Genomic DNA, 13,507 nt, shown 5'->3' with positions numbered 1-13,507 from the left:
GTCTTCGGGGTTAGTCCCCCGATGTGCCACGGTTCACTACCATCGGACGGGGTTGGGAGTAATGCCGCGAACGGGTGATTATCGGCAGAGCCGCGGTCACCGAGAGGGAGAGAGATCCGTTGACGCATGAGCCGACGTGGCCCGAGATCATCGCCGCGAGTTGCGTGGTGGTGGGCGCGCTGGCGCTGGCGGTCGGCCTCCGCATCGTGCTGGGGCGGCTGACCCGCCGGGCCGGCGACACCCGCTGGGCCTGGGACGACCTGGCGGCCAAGCTGCTGCACGACCTGGCGGTGCCGGTCGCGCTGACCGGCGGAGGCTGGATCGCGACGCTGATCCTTGAACCCGAGAAAGAGACCAAGAACATCGCCGCCAAGGTGTTCTCGGCGGCCATCATCCTGTGCGTCACCTTCGCGCTCGCCCGGCTCATCGCGGGCATCGTGACTTCGGTCACGCTGGCCCGGCAGGGACCGGACTCCTCGGTCACGATCTTCGGCAACATCACCCGGGTGCTCGTCCTCGGCATCGGCATGCTGGTGATGTTGCAGAGCCTCGGGGTGTCGATCACACCGCTGCTCGGCGCCCTGGGCGTCGGCGGTCTCGCGGTGGCCCTGGCGCTCCAGGACACCCTGGCCAACCTGTTCGCGGGCGTGCACGTGCTGGCGTCCAAGACCATGGAGCCCGGCGACTACATCAAGCTGAGCAGCGGCCAGGAGGGGTACGTCGTCGACATCAACTGGCGCAACACCTCGATTCGCACGCTGTCGGACAACATCGAGGTCATCCCGAACGCGGAGTTCTCCAAGTCGATCCTCACCAACTTCCACCGCCCGGCGCAGGACATGTCGCTGCTGATCCAGGCCAGCGTCGCCTATGACAGCGACCTGGAGCGGGTGGAGAAGGTCGTGACCGAGGTCGGCGGCGAGGTGATGAACGAGGTCGAGGGCGGCGTGAAGGACGCCGAGGTCCTGGTGCGCTTCCACACGTTCGCCGACTCCAGCATCGACTTCACGGCCATCCTGCGGATCAACGAGTTCGGCGAGCAGTTCCGCATCAAGCACGAGTTCATCAAGCGCCTGCACCGCCGGTTCCAGGCCGAGGGCATCGAGATCCCGTTCCCGACGCGCCAGATCCTCATGGCGAACGGTCGCCCCAAGGATCCGGCGGCCCTCGACCAGCCCTACAGCTGAGTTCGCAGCGGAGTCAGCGGACGAAACGGAAGTCGGGGTGCCGCGCCGACGGGCCGTTCAGCACGGGACGCGGCAGACGGCGCAGGTGGCGGTCGAAGAACGCGGTGACGTACACGCGCTGCGAGGCCACCATCCGGCCGGCGTCCACGGTGCCGACGAAGTTCTCGACCTTGTCGGCGGGAAGCTCGACCTGCCTGCCGACGGCGGGCAGGATCGCCTGGAGGTCGGTGAAGCTGTAGTGGCTTCCGGCCGGCACGTTGAGGTCGCGCTTCCAGCCCCGCGAGTTCTTCCAGAACGATCCCCAGGACGGGTTGGTCAGGTGGGTCTGGAGCTCCCCGCCCGTGGCCGCGCCCATCAGCATGAACGGCCGGTCGAGCCCTGTCCTCGCCACCTGGACGAGGTCGCCGGGCGCGTACTGCATCGTGCCGTCGAGGTCGATCCCGGCGTCGATCCGGCGGTCCGCGCGCATGGCCTCGGCGGCCTGGATGCCGCCCGCCGAGTGCCCGAAGGCGCCGATCCGCGACAGGTCGAGCGTCGCGCCGAGCCCGCGGGGGAGCGCCCGCCGTTCCGCGTCGGGGTTGCGCCCGGCGCGCAGGGCGGCGAGCCGGTCCAGGACGAAGCGGGTGTCGGCGACACGGGTGTCGATGGCCGTCCGCGTCCGCGCGGGGCTCTGCGGCGGGAGCGTCTGCTGCTCGACGCGGCCGCCGGGGAACTCGATGAGGGACGCCTCGTAGGTGTGGTCGATGGTCACCACGACGTAGCCGCGGCCGGCCAGCTCCTCGACGGCGGTGGTGCCCACGGCGCGCGGCACCCCGAATCCCGGTGAGTAGAGCACGACCGGGCGCGCGCCGCGGCTCGGGTCGGCGGGGGCGGATTCGGCCGCGTGGGTGCGGGCGCCCGCCCAGTCGACCGAGCCCGGCTTGAAGATGCCGAAGGCCTCGGCCTGGCCGGCGAGCTCGGCCACGGCAGGACGCAGGTAGGGGGCGCGCGGCAGCGTGTTCGCCCGCGCCGGATACCAGACACTGATCATGAGCTCGCGGCTCTTGCCCCGCCCCCACGGGTCGCGGCGGGCCTTGTCGACGAGATGCAGCTCGGTCGTGCCGATGGCCTGCCTGCCGGTGGGGGCGGGGAGCTCGAACGACACGGGCCGCGTGCCGTCCGCCGTGGCCGGCGCGGTGTTCGAGGTGCGCGTCGCGGCGGCGTCGGCTCCGCAGGCGGCGGTGACCAGGGGCAAGGGAAGCAGAAGCGCGGTGAGCGCGAGGGTTCTGGGTCGCATGGTTCCGTGGTGCATGGGCCCAGCCTGGCGGCCGTCCGCGGGCCGCGATCATGGTCGATCGGCAGCCGTCACCCCCGACTTTCGTCAGGCCGGACGATCGGGAGCATGACGTCCTCCACGACCATGCGCAGGAACTCCTCGGAGATCTGCGGCTTCTCGACGACGCACTGGTACATGAACATGGAGGGCCCGACGAGGGCGATCTCGCGGGTGGCCGCCTCGGGCCGCACGTCGCCGCGCTCGACGCCGCGTTCGAGCGCCCGGTGCAGCAGGATCTTGAGCGGCCCGGAGACCCGTTCGCGGATCGCGGTGTGCAGCAGGCCGGTGCTCTCCGGGCCCTCCTCCTTGAGGACCTGGAAGACCGCCCCGCTGGTGGAGTTGATCATGTTGGCGTAGTGGCCGAGGAGCTCCATCAGGTCGGACCGGATGTCGTCCTGCTCCGCGATGTCCTCCGGCGAGGGCAGGGCGTGCAGGAGCGCGTCGCGGACGAGTTCCTCCTTGCCGTCCCAGCGCCGGTAGAGCGCGGCCTTGCCGGTCTGGGCGGCGGCGGCCACGCCCTCCATCGTGAGCTTGCGGAAGCCGACCGCTTCGAGCTGCTCCAGGACCGCCGCGTAGATCGCCGCTTCGAGGGCGCTGCCGCGGCGCCGCGTCTCGGGGCTCACCAGGCGCTCCCCAAAATAGTGAACGCTACCGTTCCCTTTTGGTCGCATGCGCGATACATTCCCACTGCAGTGAACGCTTCCGTTCCTTAAATCGTCGCCCTCGGAGGCCGTCTTGTCCACATTCTCGAGGCATTCCTCGACGCGGCGTACCGGTGCCCTCGCGGCGCCCGGCCCGCCGCGCGTCCCTCACCCCGGCATCGCCCTCGCGGTGATCGTCGGCTGCCAGCTCATGATCGGTGTCGATACGTCCGTCGTCACCATCGCCCTCCCCGACATCCGCGCCGCCCTCGGCCTGAGCACCGGCGGGCTCGCCTGGATCCAGAACTCCTACATGCTCGCATTCGGCGGCCTGCTGCTGCTCGGCGGGCGCGCGGGCGACATCTTCGGCCGCCGCCGCGTCTTCGTGGCGGGGGTCGTGACGTTCACCCTCGCCTCGCTGCTGGGCGGCGTCGCGGGCGGCGGCGGATTGCTGATCGCGGCCCGGACCCTGCAGGGCGCCGCGGCGGCGGTCGCGGCGCCGAGCGCGATGGCGCTGATCGCCGCGTCCTTCGAGGGGGCCGCCCGGGTCCGCGCGCTGAGCATCTTCTCCGCCGTGACGGGGGCGGGTGCGGCCATCGGCATGATCCTCGGGGGCGTGCTCACCGAGTGGGCGAGCTGGCGGTGGGTCTTCTTCGTCAACCTGCCGGTCGGCGCCGCGCTCACGCTGCTCGCGCCGCGCTTCATCACCGAGACCGCGCCCCGGCCCGGCCGGTTCGACCTGGCCGGCACGTTCACCTCCACGCTCGGCATGACGGCCCTGGTGGGCGGGTTCATCCGGGCGGGCTCCGACGGCTGGCGGGACGGGGTGACGCTCGGCGCGTTCGCCGCCGCGTCCGGGCTGCTCGGCCTGTTCCTGCTCATCGAGTCGCGGGTCGAACAGCCGATCATGCCGCTGCGGTTGTTCGCCGACCGGGCGCGCGCCGCCGCCTACACCGCCCAGTTCCTGCTGGTCGCGGCCTTCTTCGGGGCGTTCTTCTTCCTCACGCAGTACCTCCAGGAGGTGCTGCGGTACGAGCCGCTGCGGGCGGGGGCCGCGTTCGTCCCGCTGGTGGGGATGCAGTTTGTCTTCGTGCGTTCCGTCCCGAAGTTCCTGCCCCGGTTCGGGGCCCGGCCCATCGTCGCCACGGGCACGGCGCTGATCGTTGTGGGACTCCTGTGGCTGACCCGGCTGACCCCCGACAGTGCGTACGCGACGTCCGTGCTCGGCCCGTTCCTCCTGATGGGCATGGGCGGCGGGCTCTCGATCATGCCGCTGAACGCGACGATCCTCGCCCGCGTGCCCGCCGGGGACGCGGGCGCCGCGTCCGGCGTCGCCCAGACGATGTTGTGGTCGGGAGGCTCCCTGGGATCGGCGGTCATGCTGACCGTGTTCGGCGCCCACGACGGCATGGTGGAGGGCATCACGGCGGCGTTGGCCGGAGGCGCGGTCTTCGCCGCCGCGGCGTTCCTGGCAGTCCTGGCGCTGCCGCGGACCTCGGCCCGCCCCCAGGGCACGAGCTAGGGCGCCTCGCCGAACCAGTCGAGGAACTCGGTGTGGCCGAACATCCGGGCGGTGTCCACGGCCGACGGCTCGCCGGCGGCCGGGTCGGCGCCGACGTCGAGGAGGGCGCGCACCACCCCGGCCTGCTGCTTGAACACGGCGCCGGCCAGCGGGCGCTGCCCCCGCTCGTTCGCCCGTTCCGGATCTGCGCCCCGCGCCGCGAGGGCCCGCACGGTGTCCGCGTGGCCGTGGTAGGCGGCCAGCATGAGGAAGGTGTCGCCCCTGTCGTTGGGGAGGTCGACCGGGACGCCGGCCTCGACGTGGGTCAGGAGCTGTTCGGTCTGGCCCGCGCGCGCCAGGTCGAACAGCTCGGTCGCGGACTCCATCCCGGCCAGCTTCGGCCCGAGCGCGTCCGCCTTGAACCGCAGCTCCTTCTCCATGGACACCAGCGCGCCCTCGCGGGGAAGCACCCGGAACCGGATGTCGTCGGCCAGCGACTTCATGATCATCAAGCCCCGCCCGTGCTCGCGGGCGGGGCCGGTCTCCGTCGCGCGCTCCCGCTCGGCCCCCTCGGCGTCGAAGCCCTTACCGGCGTCGAGCACCCTGATGACGCAGTGCGTGCTCGTGATCATCGTCTGCACCGTGTAGGCGTCGCCCGCCTCGGCGTGCCGGATGACGTTGGTGCAGGCCTCGGTGAGCATGAGCTCGATGTCGATCTGGATCGTGTCGTCGACCCCCAGGGCCTCCAGCGAGGAGGCCAGCAATCCTCGTGCCACCGGTACGCTCGCCGCGTCGCGCGGGAGCTGCAGTTCGAGACTGAACAGCAACACCGACTCCGTTGGACGACTCTTTGGCCACCTTGTCCCCCCGAGCGCCCCCCTTAATCACGGGGGCGGCCGGCGGAGCCGCCGCGCCGGGCGTATTCGTCCACATAGTCCTGGCCTGACAGCTGCTGGATCGAGCGGATGATCTCGTCGGTCACCGCGCGCACGGACGTCTCGGCACGCCGGGAGAAGTCGAGCGCGGCGCCGATCCGCACGTCGATGCGGCCGGGTTTCGGGACCGCCCTGCCGGGCGGCTGGACGCGGTCGGTGCCCAGCAGGGCGACGGGGACCACGGGCGCGCCGGTGCGCAGGGCCAGCCGGGCCACGCCGGTGCGGCCCCGGTAGAGGCGGCCGTCGGGGGAGCGGGTGCCCTCGGGGTGGATGGCGAAGACGTCACCGCGTTCCAGCACGGCGGCCGAGGCGTCGAGCGCGGCCTCGGCGGCGGCGCCGCCCGAGCGGTCCACGGCGATCGCCCCGACGCCGCGGAAGAACGCCGCCTGGGCACGGCCCGGCCGGCCCGGCCGCGTGAAGTACTCGTTCTTGCCGAGGAAGAAGACCTGGCGCGGCACCACGAGCGGCAGCACGAACGAGTCGATGAACGCGAGATGGTTGGCGGCCAGGATGACGGGCCCGCCGCGCGGGACGTTGCGCAGGCCGGTGACGCGGGGGCGGAAGGCCAGGCGCATCGGCGGGCCCAGCACGACGTGCTTCATCAGGGGGTAGACAAGGCGTTCGGCGTCCATGCCCCAAACGCTAGAGAGCGCGGCCCGGCGGGCACGCTGCCCGCGCGATACAACATCCCCGCGGCAGATCTTGTAGGGGGCCACGCTTGCCCAGGGCGTGCGGGACCGTCGTCCGGCGGTGGCGCCGGTCGGGCGGGCGGGCTAGAGCTGGGCCGACGCGGCGTCGAGGGCGGCGGTGACGCGTTCGAGGGAGCGGCGCAGGTCGATCAGCTCCCGCTCGCTCAGGCCCGTGGAATCGAGGATGCGGCGCGGTACGGCGGCGGCCTTGGCGCGGAGCGCCTCGCCCTGGGCGGTCAGGGTGACGACCACCGACCGTTCGTCCCGGGCGCTGCGTTCGCGGCGGACGAGCCCGGCGGCCTCCAGCCGCTTGAGGAGCGGGGACAGCGTGCCCGAGTCGAGCCGGAGGGCGAGGCCGAGCTCCTTCACGGTCAGCGTGCCGTGCTCCCACAGCGAGAGCATCGCCAGGTACTGCGGGTAGGTGAGGCCGAGGTCGCGCAGGAGCGGGCGGTAGGTCGCGTCGAAGGCGCGCGAGGTCGCGTGCAGGGCGAAGCACACCTGGTTGTCCAGGCGGAGCAGCTCCTCGGATGCCGTGGTCATGTTCTCCATCCTACAACTCTATTGTGCACAATTGAGTTGTGCTATGTTAAGTTGCGTACCAAGTAAACGGGTCTGAGGAGAGATCATGAGCGTGCACTACACCGCCGTCGCCACCGCCAGTGGCCGGGACGGCCGGGCCGTCAGCTCCGACGGCAAGCTGGACCTGCGCCTCGCCCCGCCGCGCGAGATGGGCGGCAGCGGCGACGGCACCAACCCCGAGCAGCTCTTCGCCGCCGGCTACGCGGCCTGCTTCGCCAGCGCGATGGGCGCGGTCGCGCGCGCCGAGCGCAAGGACGTCAAGGACGTGTCGGTCACCGCGGAGGTCGGCATCGGCGGCAGCGTCGACGAGGGCTTCGGGCTCAGCGTGGTGCTGCGCGTCGAGCTCCCCGAGGACCTGGAGGGCGGCCGTGAGCTGGTCGAGCGGGCGCACCAGGTCTGCCCGTACTCCAACGCCACCCGCGGCAACATCCCCGTCGAACTCGTGATCGAATAGAGGCCGCACACGAGGAGGAACGGATGTCGTACCCGGCGGAGCTCTACCACGGTGACCAGGGCGAGGTCAGCGGCACGTTGTGGAAGGGCGACTCGGCGCCCGACCTGGTGATCGGCGGCCGCACCGACGTGCACTACCTGGCGACCGGGCGGTCCACCGGCGGGCAGTACGGCCTGTACCGGTGGGACATGGGGGAGCAGCCCGGCGGTCCCGGCCCGCACTTCCACAAGACGATGTCCGAGTCGTTCTTCGTGCTGTCCGGGGTCGTCGGCCTGTACGACGGCGACCACTGGGTGAACGCCGCGCCCGGCGACTTCCTCTTCGTCCCGCCGGGCGGGATCCACGCGTTCCGCAACCCGGAGGGGCCCGCCTCGATGTTGCTGCTGTTCGCGCCGGGCGCTCCGCGCGAGGGCTACTTCGAGGAGCTGGCGGAGGTCGCGGCGAGCGGCCGCAAGCTCAGCGACGAGGAGTGGAACGACATCTACCTGCGCCACGACCAGTACATGGTCTGACCGTCAGTCGACGGGGTCCCCGTCGAGGAGCAGGCGGAGGCGTTCCCGCACGTCCGGGTCCGGCTCGCGGGCGAGCGCGGCGGTCACCGCGTCGCGCGCCTGACCGGGCCAGGCCGACTGGTCCCAGGCGGCCAGGGTGCGGATGGCCATGTTGCGGTTGCGGACGACCGGGCTGGCCAGGCCCGCGGCGACGATCGGCCAGCCCTGGCCGGGCCATTCGCCGAGCTTGGGCAGGAACGCGTCCAGGCAGCGGTGCGGCGCGAAATCCGGGCCGTGGCCGTCCTCCTCGGCCGGGCCGGTCCCGATCCCGCTGAGCGGCAGCAGGTCCGCCGCCAGGGCGAGCACCTGGCCGAGCGTGCCCGTGTCGGCCTCCTGCATGGACAGGTGCCAGTGCCGCAGGTCGTACGGCTTGTCCCGGACGCGGTCGAGATGCGCCTGCAACGTCGGGACGCCCAGCATCCGGCACGCCCTGGACGCGCGGTAGAACTCGGCCTCGTCGTCCGAGGTGAGCCCGAGCCGGGCGAGGTCGGCCCAGAGCGGACGCTGGAGGATCTCGGCGCAGCGGTCGGCGAGATGGGGCCAGTGCTCCGTCGCGTACGTCTGGAGGGACCGGACCGCGAAGTAGTGCCGCAGGTCGTCGGCCCGCGTCGCCATGTGCCCGAGGAACAGCCCGGCGGCCCGCTCGCCGTCGTCGTAGCCGGAGATGCCCTCGACCGGCCCGCCGTCCTCGCACAGCACGTCGAAGAGGTCGCTCGCGGCGATGAGCAGGTCGTCGTCGGGCGCGTCGGCGAGCCGTCCCGCCAGGTCGCCGGCCGTCGCCGCGACGCCGGCCAGGTACTGGTCCATGACGTCGTTGCGGAAGCCCTCGCGCAGGATCCAGTCGCGGATCAGGGGGTCGCCCGTGTCGGCCAGGCGTTCGACCAGGTGGATGCGGCCCCACCCGGTGACGTTGCGGGCCAGGTCCCACAGGTCGGCCTCGACGTCGCCGTCGCTGTTGGTCAGGGCCACCATCGCGAAGATGGTGAACTCGTCGTGGCGCCCCAGCGTGAGCAGCTCGTCGCGGTGGTGGTCGGCGGAGTAGAGGCCGAGCAGGGCGATGCCGAGCTTCACCGCCTCGCGGTCGCCCGCCCGGGTCGCCAGCCGGTAGGCCAGCTGGTAGATCGCCTCCGGATCGAGCCCGGACCCGCGCACCCACCCGAGCAGGTCGTCGACGACCGAGATCACGCGCGCCTCGCGCACGGTCTCGATGAGCTCGTCGTACCCCGCCCGCCCGCGCACGGCCGCCGTCACGGCCTCCCGCAGCCGTTCGACCTCGCGCGGCTCGGCGGCGCCGCCCCAGTGGTAGAGCAGCACGCCGTCCTGCGCGCCCGGCGCCCACATGGTGCCGGCGCCCTCGTCGGGCAGGGCTTCGCCGCCCTCCCGCAGCCCCGGCTCCGCCGCCGGAAGGTGCGCGCTGAGGTGTTCGAAGATCGATATGGGGCTCGCCTGCCGCCGCCTGCGGAACATTCTGGACACTCTAGGATGATCAGCCTGGTCAGAGCACCGGCTTTTTCGTCATCCGTCCGCGAGGGCCCGCACGTGCCCGTCGAGCTCGCCCTCGCTGAGCGGTCCCGGGACGCCCCGCGCGGAGCCGTCCCGCTTCATGAGGAGGAACGACGACCGTGCGGTGACCTTGAAATGCCTGGCCAGCCGACCGGTGCGATCGTCGAGCTGGATGATGCCTCCCGTGCCGGTCCGCGCCACGAACTTCCGCAGCTCGCCCTTGCCGGTCGAGGGCCCCGCGACGCCGACGAACGCGACCCGCCCCTGGTAGCGTCCGGCGACCGCGGCGACGGCGCGGCCCTCCGGCCCGCATGCGGAGCACGCCGGTGACCAGAACCAGAACACCACCGGGCGCTCGGCCAGGTTCGACCCGGTGAACGGCTCGCCGTCCAGCGTCGTCCCCTCGAACCTCAGCCGTTCCGGCATCGACCGCAACCGGCCCGACGGCGGCGGTGTGCCGGGTGCCGTGGCGCTGGGCGGGGTCACGGAGGGCGCCGGCGGGACGGTCGCGGCGCCATCGCCCGAGCCGCCGTCCGGTCCGCCGCAGCCGCCGAGCGCCAGCGTCGCGGCGAGCAGCAGGGAGAGCTTCCTCATACGGCCAGGCTAATGAGCGCAACGTCCGCGGGCTCTCACTATCGGTGACAAGGTGCTGGCGCTCACCCGGTCGTGTGGTCGCTGATGCTGCGGTTGGTGAGGGAGGCGAACGTGGCGAGCAGCGAGGCGAGGAAGAGCACCGTGAACGCGCGGTGGTAGCCGGTGATCAGGCCGCCCAGCTCGGCGGGGGAGAGGCTCGCGGCGGCGCCCCCGTACAGCAGCCGCCGGTCGGCCGCGGCGAGCGCCGACGTGGCGAGCATGAGGCAGAGTGCCGCGCCCATCACGTTCCCCACGTTCAGCAGGGTCATCCGCAGCCCGTTGACGACGCCGAGCCGTTCGGACGGGACCGTCGCGAGGACCGCGGCGGTGTTGCCGGTCGTGAACACGCCGCCGCCGACGGCGACGAGGACCAGCGACAGTGCGATCAGCGGGTAGGGCGTGTCCTCGTCCAGGACGAGGAGCGCGAGGAGCATCCCGGTCGTCGCGGTCGCCGAACCGGCGGCCGCGATCGTCCGGGAGTGGACGCGCCTGCCGAGGAAGCCGCCCATCGGCGCCGCGACCATCCCGGCGAGCGGTCCGGGCAGCACGGCCACGCCCGCCTCCGCCGGTGTCATCCCGTTCACGGCCTGGAGGAAGAGCGCGATCAGCAGGATGCTGCCGAACCTGCCGAGGTTGTTGCAGAACGCCGCGAGGTTGGCGAGCGAGAAGTGCTTGTCGGTGAACAGCTTCAGTTCCACCAGGGGATACCGGGCTCGTCCCTGCCGCATGGCGAACACGGGCAGCAGCACTACGAACGCAGCGGCGCCCGAAAGTGACATCGGCGTGGCCCACCCATGCGAGCCGCCTTCGGGGAGCGTGAGGAGCAGCCCGCCGAGCCAGCCGCAAAGAAGTATTGCGCCCAGAACGTCGATCGACTCGCGGCGAAGCCGCTCCGGGGGGTGCGGGGGGTCGTCCCCCCTCGGGAGACGGGGCTCGCGGGTGCTGGGCGGGACGCGGGGAAGCGACAGCGCGGCCCAGGCCAGGGCGACGAGGCCGATCGGCACGTTGAACCAGAACACCCACTGCCAGCCGGCGGCCTCGGCCAGCAGCCCGCCCGCCGACGGGCCGATCAGCGGGGCGGCGGTGAGGACGCCGAAGTAGACGCCGAGTCCCTCGCTGAGCCGCCGCGGCCCGAACGCGTGCGCGATGATCGCCGTGCCGTTGGCCAGCAGCACCGCCCCGCCGCACGCCGCCAGCACGCGCAGGGCGATCAGCACCTCGATCGTGGGCGCGAAGCCGGCCAGCAGGTTCGCCACCGTGTAGATCGAGAGCCCGGACAGGTACATCCGCCGCCGCCCGAAGACGTCCGACATCCGCCCGCACACCATGAGCAGCGACGTCTGGACGAGCATGAAGCCGAGGACCAGCCAGCTCGACGCGAACGCGCCCGCCTCGAAATGCCCCGCGACGACGGGCAGGGCGATGTTGAGCGTGGTCATGTTGACCACGAGCAGCAGGGTGCCGAGCGTGACGACCGAGAGGACCCGCCACGGCCCGGAGCCCTCCGGCCGGCCGAGGGCGGGCTCGGCCGGTGCGCTCACCCGCCCCATGCGCTCCGTTCTAGAGCTCGGTTCTAGATCACTTCCACCCTCGCCCGGCGCGCGGCGGCTGTCAATGGAGGGTGAGCGAGGCGGCACCGCCGTGCCAGGGTCACCCGGCGGCCCCGGACGCCGCGTTCTGGGCGTCGACGGCCTTGCGGACGGCCTTGGCGGCCGGGCCGCTGCGGGCGGTCAGCTCCTCGATGCGCCGCTTGTACCGGCGCCGGTCCGAGCGCGGGAGGACGGCCTTCAGGTCTCCGGCGGCCGCCAGCGCGACCGCGGCGGCGTCCCAGCTGTTGACGTGCGCGACCGGGGTGCCGCGCAGCGCCGAGGAGGCGCCGCCCCAGAGCGCCTTCACCACGCGGGTGTCCCGGACCGTGACCCGCGTCGCGGGGAAGAGCCCCAGCACCCGGTGCTGTTCCACGCGGATCCAGCCCTCCCGCGCGAGTTCCGCCTGGACGGCCCGCACGATCGCCCGGTGGTCCTTGCGCACCCAGTGCTGCCACGAGCGCGGTCGCGAGCCGGAGATCTGGTGCAGCAGGCCGTACGGGTCGTCGCCCGCCGTCTCGACGCAGGGCTTGCCGTTCTTCTCGCCCAGCCGGCCGTCGAGGTAGAGCTCGGTCAGCGCGGCGCCGCGCAGGACGTAGCCGAGCCGCGAACGCGCCGTCATGCGCTTCTTCGTCACGTCGTAGGCCAGCAGGAACATTCTGGCCGGCAGGGAATCGGGTACCTCGACCATGGGCTACTCCTCGTCCTCGTCATGGCCGGCGACGTTGTCGATCGTCGTGGGCGGGTCGGTCGCCCGGGGCGGGTCGGCCGGCTTGGGGGGCCGTCCCGGGCGCCGCATCCGCCCCACCCCGCCGGGCAGCCGCCCGGCGTCGGCGAGCGCGTGGCGCAGCAGGAACTCGATCTGCGCGTTGGTGCTGCGCAGCTCGTCCCCCGCCCACCGGGCCAGCGCGTCGTGGACCGCGGGGTCGAGCCGCAGCAGGATCTTCTTGCGTTCGGTGGCCACGGACTAGTGGTAGAGCGAGCCGGCGTTGACCACCGGTTGCGCGTCCCGGTCGGCGCAGAGCACCACGAGCAGGTTGCTGACCATCGTGGCCTTGCGTTCCTCGTCGAGTTCGATCACGTTCTCCTCGGCGAGCTTCGCCAGGGCGGCGTGCACCATGCCGACGGCGCCCTCGACGATCTGCTGGCGGGCCGCCACGACCGCCCCCGCCTGCTGGCGGCGGAGCATCGCCTGGGCGATCTCCGGCGCGTACGCCAGGCTGGTGATCCGCGACTCGATGATCTTCACTCCGGCGGAGGCCACCCGGTCGGCGATCTCCTCCGACAGTTTCCCCGTGATCTCGTCGGCGTTCTCGCGCAGCGAGATGCGCTCGGCGGAGTCGTAGGGGAAGCTGCCCGCGATGTGGCGCACCGCGGCCTCGGTCTGGAAGGCCACGAACTCCACGAAGTCGTCCACCTCGAAGATGGCGCGGGCGGTGTCCTCCACCTGCCACACCACCACCGCGGAGATGTCGATGGGGTTGCCGTCCAGGTCGTTGACCTTCGCCAGCCCGGTCTCGTGGTTGCGGATCCTGGTCGAGACCCGGCGCCGCTGCGTGATCGGGTTGACCCAGCGCAGCCCCGGGGCGCGGAGCGTTCCGACGTACCCGGCGCCGACCAGCTGGAGCACGCGCGCCTCGTTCGGCGCCACCGGCGTCAGCCCGGCCGCCACCACGAGGCTCGCGATCACGGCGATGATCGCGACCACGATGGCGGCGGCGCCGGCGGCGTCGCTGCCGCCGCCGGACGCGATGCGGACCAAGCCGAGGACGACGAGCCCCACGCCGCCGCCGAACAGGAGCAGGGCGAGCGCCACCATCACCCAGCCGTTCTTCCCGCCGGCGAGACGTTCGCTGATCTGCGGTGCCGGCATGTCCACGGGTGCGGGGTCGAGGGTGGGCTCGGTCATGGTCGCTCCTTCGCTGGCCGGGGG

The 13,507-nt window shown here is 72.3% G+C and carries 15 protein-coding genes; 4 read left to right on the top strand and 11 right to left on the bottom strand.

All coding sequences use genetic code 11. The features are described 5' to 3' along the window. The first annotated feature begins 119 nt into the window (after positions 1 to 119). Positions 120 to 1,187, top strand: a complete 1,068-nt coding sequence (locus tag ACGFNU_RS18050) for a mechanosensitive ion channel family protein (protein ID WP_392594854.1) — start codon at positions 120 to 122, stop codon at positions 1,185 to 1,187. A gap of 13 nt (positions 1,188 to 1,200) precedes the next feature. On the opposite strand, the gene ACGFNU_RS18045 is transcribed toward ACGFNU_RS18050, so the two are convergent. Next, positions 1,201 to 2,463, bottom strand: a complete 1,263-nt coding sequence (locus ACGFNU_RS18045; protein WP_392594852.1) for an alpha/beta hydrolase family protein — start codon at positions 2,461 to 2,463, stop codon at positions 1,201 to 1,203. A gap of 68 nt (positions 2,464 to 2,531) precedes the next feature. After that, the gene (locus ACGFNU_RS18040; RefSeq protein ID WP_392594850.1) at positions 2,532 to 3,125 is read right to left on the bottom strand and encodes a TetR-like C-terminal domain-containing protein; all 594 of its coding nucleotides are present in this window, start codon (positions 3,123 to 3,125) and stop codon (positions 2,532 to 2,534) included. Between the two features lie 112 nt (positions 3,126 to 3,237). Between ACGFNU_RS18040 and ACGFNU_RS18035 the strand changes: the two genes are divergently transcribed. Further along, positions 3,238 to 4,665, top strand: a complete 1,428-nt coding sequence (locus ACGFNU_RS18035; RefSeq protein WP_392594849.1) for an MFS transporter — start codon at positions 3,238 to 3,240, stop codon at positions 4,663 to 4,665. On the opposite strand, the gene ACGFNU_RS18030 is transcribed toward ACGFNU_RS18035, so the two are convergent. From ACGFNU_RS18030 to ACGFNU_RS18020, 3 genes are all read right to left on the bottom strand, one after another. Then, entirely contained in the window at positions 4,662 to 5,474 is an 813-nt protein-coding gene (locus ACGFNU_RS18030; RefSeq protein WP_392594847.1) for an ATP-binding protein, read from the bottom strand. The genes ACGFNU_RS18035 and ACGFNU_RS18030 overlap by 4 nt on opposite strands. 50 nt (positions 5,475 to 5,524) lie before the next feature. Continuing rightward, positions 5,525 to 6,211 carry a lysophospholipid acyltransferase family protein gene (locus ACGFNU_RS18025; protein WP_392594845.1) on the bottom strand — a complete coding sequence of 229 codons (687 nt, stop codon included), beginning with the start codon at positions 6,209 to 6,211 and terminating at the stop codon, positions 5,525 to 5,527. Positions 6,212 to 6,352: 141 nt separating this feature from the next. Further along, positions 6,353 to 6,808: a MarR family winged helix-turn-helix transcriptional regulator gene (locus tag ACGFNU_RS18020; RefSeq protein WP_392594843.1), complete on the bottom strand. Its 456-nt coding sequence runs from the start codon at positions 6,806 to 6,808 to the stop codon at positions 6,353 to 6,355. A gap of 85 nt (positions 6,809 to 6,893) precedes the next feature. Here ACGFNU_RS18020 and ACGFNU_RS18015 point away from each other — a divergent pair, with 85 nt between their 5' ends. Continuing rightward, positions 6,894 to 7,301, top strand: coding sequence for an organic hydroperoxide resistance protein (locus ACGFNU_RS18015; RefSeq protein WP_392594841.1), 408 nt, complete (start codon positions 6,894 to 6,896; stop codon positions 7,299 to 7,301). A 23-nt stretch (positions 7,302 to 7,324) separates the two neighbouring features. Beyond that, complete coding sequence (locus ACGFNU_RS18010) at positions 7,325 to 7,813, top strand: cupin domain-containing protein (RefSeq protein ID WP_392594839.1); 489 nt, start codon at positions 7,325 to 7,327, stop codon at positions 7,811 to 7,813. A gap of 3 nt (positions 7,814 to 7,816) precedes the next feature. On the opposite strand, the gene ACGFNU_RS18005 is transcribed toward ACGFNU_RS18010, so the two are convergent. From ACGFNU_RS18005 to ACGFNU_RS17980, 6 genes are all read right to left on the bottom strand, one after another. Then, positions 7,817 to 9,319: a hypothetical protein gene (locus ACGFNU_RS18005; RefSeq protein WP_392594837.1), complete on the bottom strand. Its 1,503-nt coding sequence runs from the start codon at positions 9,317 to 9,319 to the stop codon at positions 7,817 to 7,819. Positions 9,320 to 9,367: 48 nt separating this feature from the next. Continuing rightward, on the bottom strand, positions 9,368 to 9,949 hold the full coding sequence (locus ACGFNU_RS18000; RefSeq protein WP_392594835.1) for a thioredoxin-like (seleno)protein: 582 nt from the start codon (positions 9,947 to 9,949) through the stop codon (positions 9,368 to 9,370). Positions 9,950 to 10,011: 62 nt separating this feature from the next. Then, on the bottom strand, positions 10,012 to 11,538 hold the full coding sequence (locus ACGFNU_RS17995; protein WP_392594833.1) for an MFS transporter: 1,527 nt from the start codon (positions 11,536 to 11,538) through the stop codon (positions 10,012 to 10,014). A 100-nt stretch (positions 11,539 to 11,638) separates the two neighbouring features. Continuing rightward, positions 11,639 to 12,265, bottom strand: a complete 627-nt coding sequence (locus tag ACGFNU_RS17990) for a GPP34 family phosphoprotein (RefSeq protein ID WP_392594831.1) — start codon at positions 12,263 to 12,265, stop codon at positions 11,639 to 11,641. 3 nt (positions 12,266 to 12,268) lie between these two features. Continuing rightward, positions 12,269 to 12,538, bottom strand: a complete 270-nt coding sequence (locus ACGFNU_RS17985; protein ID WP_392594830.1) for a hypothetical protein — start codon at positions 12,536 to 12,538, stop codon at positions 12,269 to 12,271. Positions 12,539 to 12,541: 3 nt separating this feature from the next. Continuing rightward, positions 12,542 to 13,483: an SPFH domain-containing protein gene (locus tag ACGFNU_RS17980; RefSeq protein WP_392594829.1), complete on the bottom strand. Its 942-nt coding sequence runs from the start codon at positions 13,481 to 13,483 to the stop codon at positions 12,542 to 12,544. Positions 13,484 to 13,507: the final 24 nt, after the last annotated feature.

The organism is Spirillospora sp. NPDC048911 (assembly GCF_043198015.1).
Classification (GTDB): Bacteria; Actinomycetota; Actinomycetes; order Streptosporangiales; family Streptosporangiaceae; genus Spirillospora.
This window is presented reverse-complemented; position numbering and strand designations above follow the sequence as displayed.

Coding starts and splice junctions, on each gene's coding strand:
- ACGFNU_RS18045 (WP_392594852.1), bottom strand. CDS start 2,463: ATGCGACCCAGAACCCTCGCGCTCACCGCGCTTCTGCTTCCCTTGCCC.
- ACGFNU_RS18025 (WP_392594845.1), bottom strand. CDS start 6,211: ATGGACGCCGAACGCCTTGTCTACCCCCTGATGAAGCACGTCGTGCTG.
- ACGFNU_RS18020 (WP_392594843.1), bottom strand. CDS start 6,808: ATGACCACGGCATCCGAGGAGCTGCTCCGCCTGGACAACCAGGTGTGC.
- ACGFNU_RS18015 (WP_392594841.1), top strand. CDS start 6,894: ATGAGCGTGCACTACACCGCCGTCGCCACCGCCAGTGGCCGGGACGGC.
- ACGFNU_RS18010 (WP_392594839.1), top strand. CDS start 7,325: ATGTCGTACCCGGCGGAGCTCTACCACGGTGACCAGGGCGAGGTCAGC.
- ACGFNU_RS18005 (WP_392594837.1), bottom strand. CDS start 9,319: ATGTTCCGCAGGCGGCGGCAGGCGAGCCCCATATCGATCTTCGAACAC.
- ACGFNU_RS18000 (WP_392594835.1), bottom strand. CDS start 9,949: ATGAGGAAGCTCTCCCTGCTGCTCGCCGCGACGCTGGCGCTCGGCGGC.
- ACGFNU_RS17995 (WP_392594833.1), bottom strand. CDS start 11,538: ATGGGGCGGGTGAGCGCACCGGCCGAGCCCGCCCTCGGCCGGCCGGAG.
- ACGFNU_RS17990 (WP_392594831.1), bottom strand. CDS start 12,265: ATGGTCGAGGTACCCGATTCCCTGCCGGCCAGAATGTTCCTGCTGGCC.
- ACGFNU_RS17980 (WP_392594829.1), bottom strand. CDS start 13,483: ATGACCGAGCCCACCCTCGACCCCGCACCCGTGGACATGCCGGCACCG.